Source organism: Psychrobacter sp. Cmf 22.2 (genome assembly GCF_001921745.1).
Taxonomy (GTDB): Bacteria; Pseudomonadota; Gammaproteobacteria; order Pseudomonadales; family Moraxellaceae; genus Psychrobacter.
In genome coordinates this window covers 73,833-89,771 of record NZ_MRYA01000003.1, presented here as the reverse complement: position 1 = coordinate 89,771, position 15,939 = coordinate 73,833, and the positions used below count along the sequence as shown (strand labels likewise).

Genomic DNA, 15,939 nt, shown 5'->3' with positions numbered 1-15,939 from the left:
AGTCAGGTTTATTTAGAATTAGTTGTATATCTTATAGCTTTAAACTCTTTAAATAATACTTAGTTACTGCTGTAAGTATAAAGCTTCAATACCTTAGATTCAGTTCTCTTCTCTCAGTTATCGCTATTATGCCCTAGAGTCTAAAACCCAACTGTCATCTGCCAATGAATCAGCACCGCACTCATACTAAAGAACGAGCCGATGGTAGAGACGATGACGATAGCCGACATACGATTGACTAAGCCATAATACTGCCCGATGATAGCGATGGTCGAAAATGTCGGCGCGGCAGCAAACAGCATCGCCACATACTTACCTTCTAGCGTCCCGCCCGGGATTAGGGTTATGGCGAGTAGTATCATAAGCGGGTGTAGTATCAGCTTACCCAAGCCGACCGTAGTGATTTTTGGTAAATCGCCTTTAAGCTCCAGCCCATACAGGCTCATACCGATCACAAACAGCGCAACAGGAGCCGCCGCGCCAGTAAGTATTTGCGCAGTTTGAGCGACCACTTGCGGTATAGGCAGACTAAAGATAGAAAAGATCACGCTGACCACTAAAGCAATGATCAGCGGATTACGAGTAAAGTTTTTGCCAATACCGAGCAGCACACTGGCTAAAGACTTATTGGAAGTGGGATTGATATCAGCCATGATAAACAGCATCGGCAGGATTATCAGGTTTTCGATGAGGACGCCCATAGACAAGTAGCTGGCAGCTTTGTCAGATCCGACCACCATGGCGACGACTGCATAGCCGATAAAGGCGCTGTTAGAGAACGATAGCGCCGTAGAGTTGAGCGCCGCAGAGACATTATCTTGTCGCCAGATCATTTTGGTCAGCACGATACCGATCACAAAAGCCATGACCGAGCCCAAAGCGTAGGTAAATAGATAATACGGCCGTATAACTTGTTGAAAAGGCATGTCTGCGATAGCATTAAACATCAGTGCAGGTAGCGCAACATTCATTACCAGACTACCCATGCCCTTAGCATGCTTGGGATCAACGACCTTGAGGCGGACACTCAAGTAGCCAAGAGCAATGAGAATAAAAATAGGGGCAGTAATGTTAATGATGTCTAACATAGTAATGATTGCCCCTTATAGGCATTGATACAGGTAAGCATTGATATTGATATAGTCGATTATTTTTAAGATGAAAATAAACTTAAACTCTAACCTTTTTCTTTAGCGCCCTTTAAACTCAGCATCCCTTCTCTCGACCATCGCCATTGCACCCTCGCGAGCATCTTCTGAATGGAACAAATCCGGCAGATAACTATGAATATTGGCTAATGCCGCAGCGGCGCCACTTCGACTGGCATCTTGCGCTGAGGACAACAGACCTTGTACACCAAGTGGTGCGGCTTTGCATATCTCTTGGGCGATAGTGAACGCCCGCTGGTATTCTTCACCATTTGTCACCACTTCGCTAACTAAATTTAGTCTATCGGCAGTTTGCGCGTCAAAGTTTTTACCCGTCAGTAGATACGGCATAGCCTTCTGCCAGCCTGCCGCTGCGACAAATCTTACGGTTGCCCCGCCAAACGGCATGATACCGCGCTGCACTTCCATTTGTGCAAAGTTGCAGTTATCACTTGCGATAACCACATCACTGTTTAGCATTAGCTCAATGCCAGCGGTAAAGCAAGTACCTTGTACTGCGACGACGACGGGCTTGCTGCGCAGTTTACCACCGATGCCCCACGGGTCGATCTCATCGTCATTAAACTCAAACGCGCCTTTGTCCCATTTATCTTGTAGCTCCATCAAATCAAGGCCTGCGGTAAAGTGCTCACCATACGCGAATATCAACGCACAGCGTAGATTATCGTCATTTTCGTAATGAGTGAGCGCTTGGGAGAGCTGTTTGATCATATGACTGTCAAAGGCATTGCGCTTATCCGCACGATTGAGTCCGATAAGACAGATAGTGTCGTCGATTTTGTAAGTAATGCGATTGCTTGTGTGGTGATTGTTTGTACGGTGATTATGTTCCGTCGTCATAGTCTTATCCTTTTTTATTAATCCGGCACGTGTGCTTTTAATATAGACATCTCTGCACTCTTACACAAGTGACAACGCGTAGCGTCCTCCGTATTGATAGTGGTTGACCTGATTTACGATTAATGCAACCATTATCCAAACTAGGACGTTAATCAGAGCATTTTATGGAATTTTGGCATGGATTTTTGCTTATCACTAGCGTACATCTGCTGGCAGCCGCCTCACCAGGACCTGACTTTGTCTTAGTTTCACGTGAAACCTTAACCAAAGGACGGCGTACTGGACTGCTTTGCAGTTTAGGCATTACAATCGGTCTTGCGGTGCATATTGTTTATTCCGTATTGGGACTAGCAGCAGTGATCGCCCATTCGCAGCCGTTATTGACCGCCATTAAATGGTTGGGCGGTGGTTATCTGATTTATCTTGGTTGGCAAGGTATTGGGGCCAAACCAAAGCCTGCCTCTGACTTAGCCATAGACGCTTCTCATCAAAAGAACATCCAGCAAAAATCTATCCAGCATTCAACGCAAGACGTCTTCAAAGACGACTCAACCCTTGCTACGCTCCGTCGTGGCTTTTTTTGTAATGTGTTTAACCCCAAAGCGCCGGTGTATTTCGTCGCTATATTTACTTTAGTATTATCACCCGATATTCCGCTTTGGCAACTTTCTATCTACGGTGTATGGATGATGGTGCTGCAGATGGCGTGGTTTAGCGCTGTGGTGATGCTGCTCTCTATTCCTGCTATTCTACGTCGTTTTGGACGTATTGAGCACTGGATAAACCGTATCTTAGGTAGCGCGATGATAATATTAGGGTTAAACCTCATTTTACGTAGCCGATAAGACATTCGCTACTCGCAAAATCTGCTAAACTGAGCAGTTATATTCAAACTTCAAAGCCCATACTATGACCAGTAGACCAAACACTAATAAACACCGAAACCGCGCACCTGCGACTGCCAAAAAACTTGGTAAGCTCCACCCGCGCAACCCGCACCAAGGTCGCTACGACTTTACGCTATTGACCCGCGCTTTACCTGAGCTTGCTAAGCATACGATCACCAATCCTAAGGGTGAGCCGACGATTAATTTTTCGGATCATCAGGCGGTACGGGTGCTCAATCAAGCGCTATTGGCCCATTATTATGGTGTCAAGTTTTGGGACATTCCAGAAGGTTATTTGTGCCCCCCTATCCCTGGGCGCGCCGATTATATCCACTATATTGCTGACCTGTTAGCGCAAACCAGTCATATCAATGCAGATAATACACCGCCAACAGGCAAAGAAATTCATGCACTCGATATCGGCACCGGTGCCAGCGCCATCTACCCTATCATTGGCAGTCAAAGTTATGGCTGGCGCTTTACTGCAAGCGACATTGACTCTATTTCGGTAAATACCGCTGCATTAATTTGCGAGGCCAATCCAAAGCTAAAAGGCGCAATTAAGGTCAAACTACAACCTGAGCCTAAGTATATTTTTAAAAACATCATTGGACGTCAAGACTACTTTGATGTGGTGGTTTGTAATCCGCCCTTTCATGCCTCCTTAGATGAAGCCTTGCAAGCAAATAGCCGCAAACAGCACAATCTGCAAAGACACCGCGGCAAAAACGAAAGCGCGCAAATCAGTCGTCACTCTACAAAGTCAGGTAATGCCGCGCAAAACCTTAACTTTGGCGGTCAACATAAAGAATTGTGGTCTGAAGGTGGTGAGATTGCTTTTTTGAGTAATATGATAAAAGAGAGCCAAAACTATGCTGAGCATGTTGGTTGGTTTACCAGTTTAGTCTCAAAGTCTGAAAACGTAAAGCCACTGCAGATGCTGTTAAAACAATTAAATGTCGCGCAAATGCGCATTATTGAGATGAGTCAGGGTCAAAAAAACACCCGTGTCTTAGCATGGCGTTTTGATACTGACGAAGCGTAATCATTGCCGAAACGTCTTGTCAGAGTTTCACGTGGAACAGAAAAGCCTCTATAAAGATTTATAGCGGCTTTTTATTTGAACATAAAATAACGTCTCTATTTAGCTAAAAAACATGATTTTGAGCCCAATCAAAACCAATACGATGCCGCCGAGTGCTTCTGCTTTATCTTCAAGATACGTACCTGATTTTTTGCCCAAATAGATGCCCACTGCGCTAAAGACAGCCGTGACAATCGCGATGATCACACAAGCAAGCCACGCATTAAGTGCGAGTAGGTTTAAAGTAAAACCAGCCGCCATAGCATCGATACTGGTGGCAATCGCGAGGGTAAACATGGTGCGGTGATTGATATATTTTTCTGCGTTATCTCTTACTAAAGTGGCATTATTACTTATATCAAGCTGTTGATCTGCGATAGCCTCCTTACTACCCAAAAACACCTCATAGAGCATCTTGCCGCCCAGCCCAATAAGAGTAAAACCACCGATCCAAGGAGCAGCAGCGGCAAGCCAGCCTAATAAAGCTGCACCCAGCAAATAACCAATAACCGGCATCATCCCTTGTGCAATCCCAAAATATAAGGCAGCGTAGACAGCCAGTCGCCCTATATATTGACGGCTTTGTTTTTGCGATTTAGCGCCCAGTCCTATAGAGACCGCAAACGCATCCATCGCCAAAGCGATAGCCAGTAGTACCACTTCAATCATTTTATTATCCAGTTATGCATTAGTTCAAAATATAGCAAAGGTATTAAAAGGTGTTAAATGAAGTTTCACGTGAAACAAATATATTATTAAAAAAATACCGTCTTGGAAGACAAGGCGGTATTTTATACTTAACGTAAAAGCTAAACCTTAGATATCAAGGTTAGAAACCGTTAATGCATTTTCTTCGATAAAGATACGACGCGGTTCGACATGATCGCCCATGAGACAAGTAAACATATGATCTGCGGCGATAGCATCTTCGATGGTAACACGTAGCATCCGGCGGTTTTCAGGATCCATTGTCGTATCCCACAGCTGGTCGGCGTTCATCTCCCCTAGGCCTTTATAACGCTGAATTGCCAAACCACGACGAGCATCTAGCATCATCTGTTGCCAGAGATAGTCAAAGTCGCGCACTGGAATATCTTTAGTCGTACCCGAGCTTGCTTCACGGCGGATAAAGGCATCGTCTTCAAGCAGCGTGTTCCATTCGCTTGATAAGCGGAGCAGCTTGCTATACTCACCTGAATTAATAAAACTTGCATCAAGCAAGTAATGATGTGCTAATTGATGCACATAAACGGTAATACGTGGTAACCACTGCGCTTTATTAGATATGGCTTCTACGTTTTCTACGGCTGGCTCAATATTCAACATATCTTCTGCAGCGTCCATATCCTCTGGCTGCTGCTCGTGAATATTTACCAGCTCAATTTCAGGGCTTAAGTCACTACCGAAGTGATTAAGCTGAGCTTGCATGGCCTCTTTCCATCCTTGCATGGCAGTTTTATCATACGTCATATCCGTGCTCAGCTTTGGCGTATGCGTCAACGCATCCAAAATCACTGCTGGAAAACGTATCTGCAAACGTGCCTTGATCAACTGCGTTTGGTTGTAGTCGTTCAGTAGCGTCTCAAGCGCTTGACCAGTAATAGCGGGAGCATCGGCACTGATGTGCAGCTTAGTATTATCAATCGTAGATGACAATAAATAGGCTTTGAGTGCTTCATCGTCTTTTAGATAGAGCTCTTGGCGACCTTTTTTTACTTTATACAGTGGTGGTTGCGCGATATAAATATAACCACGTTCGATCAGCTCCGGCGTTTGACGGAAAAAGAACGTCAGTAACAAGGTACGAATGTGCGAACCATCAACGTCGGCATCGGTCATGATGATAATTTTATGATAACGTACTTTATCAGGATTATATTCATCAGGGCCAATACCGCAGCCAAGCGCGGTAATCAAATTACCCACTTCTGCAGACGATAGCATCTTATCAAAACGCGCGCGCTCGACGTTTAGAATCTTACCTTTTAGTGGCAAAATCGCCTGCGTCTTACGGCTACGCCCTTGCTTCGCTGATCCGCCAGCAGAGTCACCCTCCACGATGTATAACTCTGATAAAGACGGATCTTTTTCTTGGCAATCTGCCAATTTGCCTGGCAAGCCTGCGATATCCAAAGTAGTCTTGCGACGCGTCATCTCACGTGCTTTACGTGCCGCATCACGAGCCCTTGCCGCATCAATAATCTTATTGGCAATACCTTTAGCAGCGCTCGGATTTTCAAGCAAATAATCATTAAACTTATCATGCATCGCTGACTCAACAGCAGATTTGACTTCGCTTGATACCAGCTTATCTTTGGTCTGACTAGAAAACTTTGGATCAGGAACTTTCACTGAGACAATAGCACTTAGACCTTCTCGAGCATCATCCCCACTGACCGCGACTTTCTCTTTTTTAAACAGGTTTTCACGATCCATATAGCTGTTTAGACCACGGGTAAGCGCTGAGCGAAACCCTGACAAGTGCGTACCACCATCACGCTGCGGGATGTTATTCGTGAAACAAAGTACTTTTTCATTATAAGTGTCCGTCCACTGTAGTGCGACTTCTACTGCGATACCATCATCTTGTTCGCTAGTAAAATGGAACACTTCATTGATGCCATCTTTGCCTGCATTGATATAGCTTACAAACTCAGATAACCCGCCTTTATGCTCAAACTCATGGCGCTTATCAATACGCTCATCAGTTAAGACAATACGCACGCCTGAGTTTAAGAAGGACAGCTCACGTAAGCGTTTGGCTAAAATATCGTACTCAAAAATGGTACCAGTAAACACCTCATCGCTAGGATAAAAACGGATTTGTGTACCCGTCTTATCGGTCGCTTCCATTTGCTGAATATCAGCATCTGGCACACCGTCGGTATAAGTTTGATGATAATGATAGCCTTCACGCCAGATATTCATCTCAAGCTTTTTCGATAACGCATTTACAACTGAGACACCAACGCCATGTAGGCCGCCTGAGACTTTATAACTGTTGTCGTCGAACTTACCACCAGCATGCAGTACGGTCATGATGACCTGTGCGGCAGAAACCCCTTCTTCTGGATGAATATCAACAGGGACACCGCGGCCATTGTCCATGACACTGACCGACTCATCTTCATGAATGATAATATCGATCTGATCACAGTGACCAGCTAGCGCCTCATCGATAGAGTTGTCCACTACCTCAAAGACCATATGATGCAAACCTGTGCCATCATCAGTATCACCGATATACATACCGGGACGCACGCGCACTGCTTCTAGGCCGCGCAATACACGAATGTCTTTGGAGCTGTATTCAGATGGAAGTCCTTCAGAAATAGTCGCTGGCGCAATAGTCTCAACGATAGTATCTGACATCATATTATCTGACGCCAGTTGCTCGTAATCGGTAGGTAATGAATCACTCATGTGCATTCCTTAATCTAGCCAAAATCAGCCATATATCATCAACTCACCACTTTGGTGAGACTTTACAGTATTATCTTAAAATGAACGTTTTACCGTTAAAACCTTGGGCTTGTCTCATTAACCAAAGCTGCATAAAATATAATATTGATTTCGAGCCAATACAGTATGTCTGCCTATAATTTCTACTTTGCATCAAGACGATAAACAATTGATAAAACAGTAAACTTATCAATTACTTAAAGACTCACAGGTAATAACTAACCATGATATAAAGTCATAAGATAATTTGCTGAGAATAGGGCAAAAATAAAGCCTTATTTTAACATTTTTTTAGCTGTAAGTCACTGTTTACTGGCTGTTTTATGCCTTGGAAACAGTCGTTTTAGAGTAGTAAATGTTATATAAAGACCAGACAGCAGTTAGCTGCAAATATGAAAGGATAGAAAAATAATAAGGAGGTAGTAAAGAAGTAAAAATAGTGATCTAATAATGAAATTTGCTAAGTCAAATAGATCTGACCATGTTTCACATGAAACGTTTTAGGGTTTGACCATAATTCTTCAACTAGGGGTACAACATCATCAGTTAGACTGGTCATAAATACTTGACAAGGTAGGCGCGCTAAAGTTGTTAGTAATATTTTTATCGCTCTACTGTCCAATTCTGCCGTAATATCATCTAAAAGTACGACAGGAGTCATTCTCGTTTGGATGTCGCTATTAGGTAATTTTGTGACCATCTCATTATTAAGTAGCAAAGGCAATTGAGACAAACGCAATGCAGTAATCAAAAGCTTCTTTTCACCGCGAGATAAGACATTGGCTGCCTGTTCTTTCAAAATCGGCAACTTGTGGTTTAACTCATCTCTTAAAGCGACATCTACCTTTTTATCAGTACTTTTGGATTCTGTAGAATCACTAGAGCGCCAATGTACATGAATATCAGCACGATGGTTGCCGATACGAGTGTATCCTAACTGTAGATCCTGTTCTAGACGCTCATTAAGCTGCACGTCAAGTCCCATACTTGTATCATAACCAGCATTATAACTTAGGCTTAACTGCTCAGCATAGGCAGGTAGTAGTTGTGCAATACTTTTAGCAAAGTAAGGCTGCCATTCGGTAAATACTTGCTCACGATAATGGTGAATAAGCGCAGCGTGGTTACCAAGTCCTTTATCCCAAGATCTTAGCTCTGCAAGCTGAACATGTGATAAATGATTCGTCTTTTTTAATAAACTATTGCGCTGTTTTAAAAGTCTTTGATAAGCAACCCACTGCGGATGAAAACCCTGTTTCATGTGAAACACTAACCAGTCTAGTAATTGCCGTCGACTGGCACTACCCTGCTCTAACATATCCATACTCGAGGGATCGATCAGGAGTGTCGGTAGTTGCTCAGTGAGGATACTTTGATTATAGACAGTGGTTTGATTAAGGCGTAATAATGTCGTCGCATCGGCTTGCTTTTGAATAGCTAATGTACTGTTATCAGTTAGCCTAGCATGTACAGTAGTACTGTCTTTATGATGCTGAATATAACGTTTGGGCTGATGATGACGAAAGCTTTTACCTCTTGATAATAAAAATATTGCTTCAAGTAGTGAAGTTTTGCCGCTACCATTGACACCGATGATGACATTACAAGCGGCAGAAGACAGGTCAACTTGAGATAAGTTACGCAAATATGAGACTTGTAGACGTTCAATCATAATAGCGACAGCCGCCTATTAAAAATGTTTACACAAACAGATAAAAGTTTGTGAAAATAAAGATTTTAAGAGTTAACTCAAGTTAAAGGTTTAGAACTTACAAAGGCTGCTTTTGATCCAAATTGTCAAAAAACAACCTCAATAACACCATCAAAAACCATATGCACGTTATTTTTAATGTTGATAAACCGCGAACACTATATACGCATTGGCATAATCACATACTGATGGAAGTCATCATTTAGCTGATTGACCAGTACAGAAGCGTTTGATTGGCTCATATGCATTTGCAAATCACCTTGAATAACACCTAGCACATCTTGTAGATAAGCGGCGTTAAATGACAACTCCATAGGCTCACCTTGATACTTAGCTTGTATCATCTCAACAGCTTCATCTTGCTCAGCGTTGTTGGCGCGGACTTCTACCATACCGTCACTAGCAAAGTTGAACACCACTCCGCGAGATTTTTCATTACTTAAGATTGCAACACGGCGCAGTACTTCCGTCATTTTTTCTTGATTAAACAAGGCCAATTTGTCAGTGTTACTTGGCATAACGCGGCGATAGTCGGGAAACTTACCATCAATCAAACGCGCGGTAAAAGTCACCATTAGATCTTGACTGACCTGCCCTGTACTATCCACCTCACCAAAAGGCAAACTGACTTGCAAAAATTCACGACCAAAACTTAAGGTCACCGGATTGTCTTTATCGCCCAGCATTTTACCAAGCTCAGAAGCCAAACGCTCAAGCTCAATGACAGCTTTACGTGGTAAAATGGCTTGCATATTCAAATCGCTACTGACATCGATCACACTACGTGCTAAAGCCAATCTATGCCCATCGGTCGCAACCGTCGTCAGCTGCTGCTGTGAGACATCAAATAACATGCCAGTTAAATAATAGCGTACGTCTTGGATTGCCATTGCAAACTGAGTCTTATGGATCAAATCAGTCAGACGACTGCGACTGATCGTCAATGGCGTGATGTTTTCTGGGTTGCCTAAGCTTGGATAATCTTCACTAGGCAAAGTACCCAAAGTAAAACGGCTCTTGCCACTAGTTAGTAAGCAGCGCTCGTTTACCTGGGTAGTAAGGTTTACCTGTGCTTGAGTGGGCAAAGACTTGCAAATCTCTTTTAATTTGGTTGCCGGTAATGTCGTTGTCCCCGCTTCAATACAAGCACCTGTAGGCAATCTCAATGTCGATGTCAGCTCTACTTCTAAATCAGACGCGGTCAAAACAAGCTCAGACTCAGACAACTGCAGCTTTATATTACCTAAGATCACCATGTTATGACGCTTGTCAGCAGCCTTGGCGATTAAATTAATAGCTTTTAGTAACGACTCTCGATTAATCGATAATTGCATGCTTAGTTACTCTTATTTAAGTTACTATAGTCGATTCTACATAAAACAGACACGTTATATGCCAACGCGGAACTGGTATAAATTTTTCTGGCGTGCTGTGCCTGCGCAGACAAAGGCTGCGTAAAGTAAAATTTATCCCAGTCTCACGGTATCGGTTTTATACTGAACTCACTATATTTAAATGACTCTATTTTTATAAAATTCAAACGATGGTTTAATAATACCTTGTCTACTGGCTATAATCCATCAACTATCTGTGCGCTTATGCGCTCAATATTATAAACCATATCACTCCACTAAAATATAGTATCTCTAGGCTGGTTTATGCCGCCTGTAACATGAGTGCAAGCGTTTTATAATCCTTATCAAAAGCAGGATCAGCCGCTCGCAATTGATTGACTTTATCACAAGCATGCATGACCGTTGTATGGTCGCGTCCGCCAAATGACTGTCCAATCTCAGGAAAGCTATCACCCGTGAGCTCACGTGCTAGCGCCATAGCTATTTGACGTGGTCTTGCAATACTACGCGTACGTTTACGTCCCATGATATCTTTCACTGTAACGTCATAATATTCTGCGACCACTTTACGGATGTTGTCCATATTGACGGATTGTACTCGCATTGCCACGATATCTTTTAGTGCATATTGCACCATCTCAAGAGTAATAGGTGCCCCAGTTAAATTGGCATTGGCAAATACCTGATTTAAAGCGCCTTCCAAACGCCTCACATTAGAGACCACATTTTGAGCGATAAACAGCGCGCACTCTTTAGGAAGAGCCATTCCATAAGATGCTGCCTTCTTCTGCAAGATTTGCATACGAGTATCAATTTCGGGGGGATCAACAGCCACAGTCAGCCCCCAAGAAAATCGTGATCTAAAGCGTTCATCAAACTCCGTCATTTGTGATGGATGACGATCAGAAGCCAAAATCAACTGCTTATCACCACTAGTAAAGTCAGCAAATAACGTTAAAAATTCATTACTACTTTTTGTTTTTCCAGCCAATACATGAATATCATCTACAATTAATAAATCAACCTTTTTTATTTTCTTTTTAAAATCTTCTATTTTATTATTTCTTAATGAATAAACTAATTGATTAATAAATTTTTCAGAAGTGAAATAATAAAAACTTCGATTATTTTTTAAATAGCGATGAGCAACAGAATGCATTAAATGGGTTTTTCCCAATCCTGAAGGACCGTAAATAAACAAGGGATTATGACGATTCTTTGATTGACGTTTGCTAAGCTCATAACATGCTTTATAGGCTAGATTATTAGATTTACCAGTCACGAAGGTCTCGAAGGTAAAATCTGGGTTAAGGTAACTTAAAGACTTGGCGTCAGCAGAGTGAACCAATTCAGTATGGCGCATATTAGCGTCAATATCTGCTTTAGCAATGCGATGATGTGTGGTTTCAGAGTCATAACTTGACAGGGTAGGGGAGGGACTGTCTGCTACCAACAAGGAGTCTGCCTGCGCCTGATTACTCTCAGCTGACTCACGACCAGCATTATCCACACGTACAATAACTTCTTCGATACTACCTTGGCTATGTTTGGCCACTAGCTGCTGAATATCATGCAAATGGTTTTTTTTGATGTATGTGACAAAATAATCATTCGGCGCAAGAATAATAAGAGTTTGTGCTTCTTGATGTGCTGATAATGGTCTTAACCACATAGTAAAGACGTTATCTTTAACATGATAACGTAAGTCGTTCAGACACTTATCCCAAATAGCTGCTGTATCTATCATGAAAAGTAAAAGCCCTATATTCTAAATATAACAAGTATTCTTCAACGTATTGACTTGTTGATAATGAAAACAACCTATAGTTATCACCTAAAAAGTGATGATATAAAATAGCTAAAAAATCACTCATTGAACTGGGGCATAATCTAACATAAATAACCTGTGGATAACATCATGTTTTTTGTGGATAAGATTGTGGATAGTATTGTGGATAAGTTTATAACTGGAGTTATCCATATTTCACCCACAGGTTATCCACAGGTTTACCCATAAGCTACTACTTTGATAAAAAACAACAAATACTAGTTAACCACAGAAAATTGGGATCCCAATAACAACAATACTAATATATATATTAATAGTTAATTATTATAGAGTTCGCCGAAAACTGTGGATAACTTAAGAAATAATCAATCTTTTCTAGACAACCAAAACTAGATTTAACAGGACTAACATATAAAATTAACTGGAAAAGCAGCTACTACAGATATGATTACAAATAACTTTGAGAAGCTAAATTAGTTCATTGACCAAAATAATTGAGAATGGTATAATCCTCCGCTATTACGAATTTAGTCCCATTATTTTGATAGGTGAGTTATGAAACGTACATTCCAACCAAGCGTGATCAAGCGTAAACGTACTCACGGTTTCCGTGCTCGTATGGCAACTAAAAAAGGCCGTCAGGTCTTAGCTCGTCGCCGCGCTAAAGGACGTCATCGTCTTACTGTATAATCAGTAAATTACGATAAGCATGGTCAATAGTGCTTGTTGTGTTTCTATTAATTATAGAATGCGATAGTCAATCATCACAACTGACACTAGCCATATATCAAAAGCGCCCACTACGGCGCTTTTTTTGTCTCTAAACTTTGTTGTTATTTCTGCTACCGTTATTAGCTCTTATACTGGGTTGTACTATGTCCAATACTGTTTCAACGACACCTAACGCTTGCTTCACTAAAGAGCAGCGCCTACTGACACCTGCAGCCTTTCGTGAGGTATTTGATGCACCTGAGCGTAAGCTTCACCAAGCCCACTTAATGGCCTTTGTACGTCCTAATATGCATAAGCAACCACGTATAGGTATGGCTATCACTAAACGTAAAGTACCTACTGCTGTTGCCCGAAATTTTATAAAAAGACATATACGTGAAGAGTTTCGATTAAAATCTTCAAAAATAGAGAATAAGGATATTGTATTTATTGTCAAAAAACCTATCAAAGGCTTAGATAATAAAGAATTAAAAAAAGAAATAAATAATATATTTAAAAAAATAGAAAAAAAATAGAATGAAGTTGTTAATAAATAAATTAGAAAAAATTTTTTACAATATTATTTATTGTTTTATTATATTTTATCAAAAAATAATAAGTCCAATTATTCCAGCTCGTTGTCGTTACTATCCAACTTGTTCAAACTACGGTAGACATGCTCTGTCTTGGTACGGTGTTAGGATTGGAAGCTGGTTGTTGATAAAGCGAATGAGTAAGTGTCATCCATTAGGCGGACATGGTATTGATTTTGTGCCGCTACCTTTAGCTTCTTATCACTATCAATATGTGTCCCCTATTACCTTAGCTACTATTAGACTTCAAGGTATTTATGTTTATAAAGATAGTAAGAGTTACGTTTCTCGTTTAAACCATATGATGAAGTTGATGTAATTTTTATGGCTAAACTAGATAACTGTGGATATCTATTTAGTTACCCACAAGTTATCCACACTCTTGGTATCATTTAGAATGGTTTTTTAGTAAAATGATGAACATTTTATGTGATTGACTGCTGCTCAAGGTATGAATTAATACTATGTAGCGGTCATGACACATGCCTGATTTTTCATTCCCTAATTTTTTAATCTAGGAAAGGTTTATGCAAAAGATATTTCGGGTGATGATCATCATTGCGATGTTAATCACCGCTTATCTGCTGATTTTGGCATGGCGAGATGATTATGCCGATGTGCCAGCTGTAGACACTGCGCCAGAAACGGCAACTTCAGTAGGTGCGGATATTCCATCTACGAGTGGTGCAGCAGGTGACATACCGGTACAGACATTACCTGTTGGAGCTGATGCTGTGACTACGGCACCTGCCAAAAATGCAGGACTAATCACAGTTACGACTGATCGCTATGACATCAAAATCAATCCAGAAGGTGGCGATATTGTCTATGCTGCTTTAAAGCAGTATGATGCCACGCTTAATAGTGATGAGCCTTTTGTATTATTAGAGAATAATGGCAATCGTGTGTATGTCGCGCAGTCTGGCCTGATTGGTCAAGATGGTATTGATACGGCTGAAGGACGTGCAACTTATAGCCACGCTGCCAATAATTATGTGATGGAAGCAGGGCAACAAACCTTGTCAGTACCGCTTACGTATAAAAAAGATGGCGTGACAATCACTAAGACCTTTACTTTCACGCAAGACAAATATCCGATCGATATCAGCTATCAGATTCAAAACGCTTCTGCTAATGCATGGCAAGGACAGATGTTTGCACAGCTAAAACGTGATGATAGTAAAGATCCTGGTATGTCTGATAAGGGTGCGCTAAGTATGGCGACTTATCTAGGCGGGGCTTGGGGTACACCAGATGACCCTTATAACAAACTAAAATTCAAAAATTTTAGCGATGAGTTGTCAGTAACGAGTGATGATGGCTGGGTTGCTATCGTACAACATTACTTTGTCTCTGCGTGGACACCTGAAAACTTCACTGGTAAATTCTTTAGCCGTGAAAGCGGTAACGATTACTTTATCGGTTTTAACAGTCAGCCTGTTAATGTAGGACCAAACAAGCAAGCCACATTAAATGCAACCCTTTATGCAGGACCAAAAGTCCAATCTGAGCTAAAAGAAGTTGCCGTAGGTCTCAATCAAACTGTCGATTATGGTCTGTTGTGGCCAATATCAAAAATATTGTTTGCAATTCTTGATGGTATTCACAAAGTTATTGGCAACTGGGGTTGGTCAATTATTGTTCTAACCATCTTGGTTAAGTTTGCTTTAATGTGGTTTTCAAATAAGAGCTACTACTCAATGGCGAAGATGCGAGCTATTGCTCCAAGACTTGCGACGCTTAAAGAAGAGCATGGCGACGATCGAATGAAGATGTCGCAAGAAATGATGGCAATCTATAAAGAAGAAAAAGTCAATCCAATGGCAGGTTGTTTGCCAATCCTTATGCAAATGCCAATTTTCTTAGCTTTATATTGGGTGTTAGTCGAAAGCGTTGAGTTACGTCATGCGCCATGGATCTTATGGATTCAAGATCTTTCAGCGATGGACCCTTGGTTTATCTTACCGCTGCTAATGGGTGCTTCTATGTTTGTACAGCAGCAGTTAAACCCGCAACCAGCTGACCCAATGCAAGCGAAGGTCATGAAGTTCTTACCTATTATTTTTACCGCTTTCATGCTGTTTTTCCCAGCAGGCCTAGTATTGTATTGGACGGTGAATAACTTGTTCAGTATGACGCATCAATATATAGTGAATAAAAAAGTAGAAGAAGAACAAAAACAACGTACTGTTAGAGTATTGGATTAACACTAATGACCTTTTGAACAAAGAACCATCGCCTAAGCGGTGGTTTTTTTATACGTAATATCCTCATATTACCTATCTTTAATGATCAAAACCATGCTGACAGAGAATCGTATAAGATAAAAACTATGCTC

General features: G+C 41.4%; 13 protein-coding genes. 6 read left to right on the top strand and 7 right to left on the bottom strand.

Annotation, left to right across the window (positions count from 1 at the left end):
- Positions 1-140: 140 nt before the first annotated feature.
- Entirely contained in the window at positions 141-1,088 is a 948-nt protein-coding gene (locus BTV98_RS07150) for an AEC family transporter (protein WP_075103289.1), read from the bottom strand.
- A gap of 102 nt (positions 1,089-1,190) precedes the next feature.
- Positions 1,191-2,009 (bottom strand): crotonase/enoyl-CoA hydratase family protein, encoded by an 819-nt coding sequence (locus BTV98_RS07145; protein ID WP_075103288.1) that lies wholly within the window; start codon positions 2,007-2,009, stop codon positions 1,191-1,193.
- Positions 2,010-2,173: 164 nt separating this feature from the next.
- On the opposite strand from BTV98_RS07145, the gene BTV98_RS07140 reads away from it, so the two are divergent.
- Positions 2,174-2,854 (top strand): LysE family translocator, encoded by a 681-nt coding sequence (locus BTV98_RS07140; RefSeq protein ID WP_075103287.1) that lies wholly within the window; start codon positions 2,174-2,176, stop codon positions 2,852-2,854.
- Positions 2,855-2,918: 64 nt separating this feature from the next.
- Entirely contained in the window at positions 2,919-3,941 is a 1,023-nt protein-coding gene (gene rlmF / locus BTV98_RS07135) for a 23S rRNA (adenine(1618)-N(6))-methyltransferase RlmF (RefSeq protein WP_075103286.1), read from the top strand.
- Between the two features lie 99 nt (positions 3,942-4,040).
- Here the strand turns inward: rlmF and BTV98_RS07130 are convergent, their stop codons facing one another.
- The 5 genes from BTV98_RS07130 to dnaA form a co-directional block, all read right to left on the bottom strand.
- A complete protein-coding gene (locus tag BTV98_RS07130) occupies positions 4,041-4,649 on the bottom strand; it encodes a manganese efflux pump MntP family protein (protein WP_075103285.1) in 609 nt (202 codons plus the stop codon).
- Between the two features lie 147 nt (positions 4,650-4,796).
- Positions 4,797-7,352, bottom strand: a complete 2,556-nt coding sequence (gyrB, locus tag BTV98_RS07125) for a DNA topoisomerase (ATP-hydrolyzing) subunit B (protein WP_082637935.1) — start codon at positions 7,350-7,352, stop codon at positions 4,797-4,799.
- Between the two features lie 550 nt (positions 7,353-7,902).
- Positions 7,903-9,114 carry a DNA replication/repair protein RecF gene (locus BTV98_RS07120; protein WP_075103284.1) on the bottom strand — a complete coding sequence of 404 codons (1,212 nt, stop codon included), beginning with the start codon at positions 9,112-9,114 and terminating at the stop codon, positions 7,903-7,905.
- A gap of 197 nt (positions 9,115-9,311) precedes the next feature.
- Positions 9,312-10,487: a DNA polymerase III subunit beta gene (dnaN, locus tag BTV98_RS07115; RefSeq protein ID WP_058367792.1), complete on the bottom strand. Its 1,176-nt coding sequence runs from the start codon at positions 10,485-10,487 to the stop codon at positions 9,312-9,314.
- A 322-nt stretch (positions 10,488-10,809) separates the two neighbouring features.
- Entirely contained in the window at positions 10,810-12,255 is a 1,446-nt protein-coding gene (gene dnaA, locus BTV98_RS07110; RefSeq protein ID WP_058368924.1) for a chromosomal replication initiator protein DnaA, read from the bottom strand.
- Positions 12,256-12,852: 597 nt separating this feature from the next.
- Between dnaA and rpmH the strand changes: the two genes are divergently transcribed.
- The 4 genes from rpmH to yidC all read left to right on the top strand — a co-directional run bounded on the left by rpmH (position 12,853) and on the right by yidC (position 15,808).
- Positions 12,853-12,987, top strand: coding sequence for a 50S ribosomal protein L34 (gene rpmH / locus BTV98_RS07105; protein ID WP_007394757.1), 135 nt, complete (start codon positions 12,853-12,855; stop codon positions 12,985-12,987).
- A 185-nt stretch (positions 12,988-13,172) separates the two neighbouring features.
- Positions 13,173-13,544 (top strand): ribonuclease P protein component, encoded by a 372-nt coding sequence (gene rnpA, locus BTV98_RS07100; RefSeq protein WP_075103283.1) that lies wholly within the window; start codon positions 13,173-13,175, stop codon positions 13,542-13,544.
- 1 nt (position 13,545) lies between these two features.
- Complete coding sequence (yidD, locus tag BTV98_RS07095; protein WP_075103282.1) at positions 13,546-13,920, top strand: membrane protein insertion efficiency factor YidD; 375 nt, start codon at positions 13,546-13,548, stop codon at positions 13,918-13,920.
- A gap of 208 nt (positions 13,921-14,128) precedes the next feature.
- Positions 14,129-15,808, top strand: coding sequence for a membrane protein insertase YidC (gene yidC / locus BTV98_RS07090; protein WP_058369797.1), 1,680 nt, complete (start codon positions 14,129-14,131; stop codon positions 15,806-15,808).
- The last annotated feature ends 131 nt before the right edge of the window (positions 15,809-15,939 follow it).